This window comes from Moorena sp. SIO3I6 (assembly GCF_010672095.1).
This window is the reverse complement of record NZ_JAAHHU010000995.1, coordinates 1-1,816: the sequence shown is the minus strand read 5'-3', so window position 1 is coordinate 1,816 and position 1,816 is coordinate 1. Positions and strand designations below refer to the sequence as shown.

Sequence of the window (1,816 nt, the reverse complement as noted above, 5' to 3'; positions counted from 1 at the left end):
TGGCAGGATTAGTGTTTCAGTTTCCAGAACGGCATTTCTGTGGTAAGACTATCCTGGAAGAATTGCGGATGGGACATCCAGAGTTGGGGTCACAAAGGGTTTATGATGCTTTGGGGGAAGTGGGACTGGCTGATTTTGCCTTGCATACCTCACCCCATGCTATGAGTGGTGGTCAGCAGCGACGCCTTGCTCTAGCAGTACAACTGATTCGTCAACCCCATATACTGATGTTGGATGAACCAACAGCTGGATTAGACTGGTCTATGCGAAGACAGTTAGTTAATCTGCTGGCAAAACTCAAAACCCATTGGACACTCCTAGTGGTGACTCACGATGCTAAGGATTTACTGCCTATTGCTGACCGTTGCTGGACTCTTAAGCAAGGGGAATTAAAAGCTGTTGATTTAGCTAGTGCTTAGTGGTGAGTATTGCTAACAGCTATCAGCGGTCAGCGGTCAGCGGTCAGCGGTCAGCGGTCAGCTATCAGCCGTCAGCCGTCAGCCGTCAGCCGTGGCACAGGCTTTGGCCTTGGCCTTTGGCCACGCTACGCGAATGGCCACGCTGTGCGAACGACGCTGTGACTTAACTCAGATAAAACCAATGCTTACCTGTTGTCTTGATGCAATAGCGAGTGGGGGAAACCCCCAAGACCACGCTGCATCGCTTATTCAAAAGCTGATAGCTGATAGCTGATAGCTGATAGCTGATAACTGATAGCTGATAGCTTACGTGTTGAGTACTTTTAAAATTAAAAAATGACAAATGTTTTACTGCTGCCAGAGATGACAGAGGTTTGGCAACAAACTCTAAATTGGCAGCCAGATCCAGAACAACAACAGTTGTTTCAAAAACTCTATGAAGGGATTTTGTCAGGCAATCGTCAGTTGAATTTAACTCGGATTACTGCTACCGAGGAGTTTTGGGAAAAGCATCTGTGGGATTCTTTGGTAGGATTGGCTCCCATATGGCAATCTGTAACTCCAGGACAGAGAATTATTGATATTGGAACGGGGGCTGGATTTCCGGGATTACCAGTTGCGATCGCATTTCCTAATACTGCTATTACGTTACTCGATTCTACTCGCAAAAAAATTACTTTTCTCCAAACCTTAATCCCCCAGTTGGAAATTAATAATGTTAAAACGTTAGTTGGCAGAGCAGAAGCAATTGGACAGAAGCAACAGCATCGACACTCCTACGATATTGCTCTAGTTCGTGCTGTTAGTGCCCCTTCTGTTTGTGCTGAATATGCTCTACCACTTCTGAAAAAGGGAGGTTTGGCGATTCTTTATCGTGGTCATTGGACAGATGAAGAAACCGAAGCTTTACAGCCAGCGGTAAAAAAGTTGGGTGGAATAATTGAATCAGTTGAAAAATTTACGACGCCTTTGAGCGATAGTGTTCGTCATTGTTTGTTGTTGAAAGTATTATCACCAACAGTAGCTAAGTTTCCCCGTGCTGTAGGATTACCAGCACAAGACCCTTTGAATTAGAAGATATAGCGGTTTGCGACTTTATTGACTACATATTTATGGGTTTTTAGGGAACAGGGAAAAGGGAATAGGGAATAAAGCAGTTGGCATCCAACCTAAGTTATTTATTATTGCTAATTAAAAAGTAAACTTTATCTTTTTTGCCCCATTTTCATAATTAACTTATCTGCCAATCGCTATAAATGAAAGTTTCTACCCCATTTTTTGCTAAACTAGTATTATCAAAAAAATGGCTTCTTAGGAAAACTCCGATGACTGCCACTACTGCACTGCTTAGCCTCGAAGACTACTTAAGCTACAACGATGGCACTGATCGGCGTTAT

General features: G+C 43.6%; 3 protein-coding genes. All 3 read left to right on the top strand.

All coding sequences use genetic code 11. The features are described 5' to 3' along the window. Positions 1-419: energy-coupling factor ABC transporter ATP-binding protein (locus tag F6K49_RS45365; protein WP_293108718.1), on the top strand; the 419-nt coding region annotated here is incomplete at its 5' end. Between the two features lie 2 nt (positions 420-421). After that, positions 422-586 (top strand): hypothetical protein, encoded by a 165-nt coding sequence (locus tag F6K49_RS45360; protein ID WP_293108715.1) that lies wholly within the window; start codon positions 422-424, stop codon positions 584-586. A 169-nt stretch (positions 587-755) separates the two neighbouring features. Further along, complete coding sequence (gene rsmG, locus F6K49_RS45355; RefSeq protein WP_293108712.1) at positions 756-1,493, top strand: 16S rRNA (guanine(527)-N(7))-methyltransferase RsmG; 738 nt, start codon at positions 756-758, stop codon at positions 1,491-1,493. The last annotated feature ends 323 nt before the right edge of the window (positions 1,494-1,816 follow it).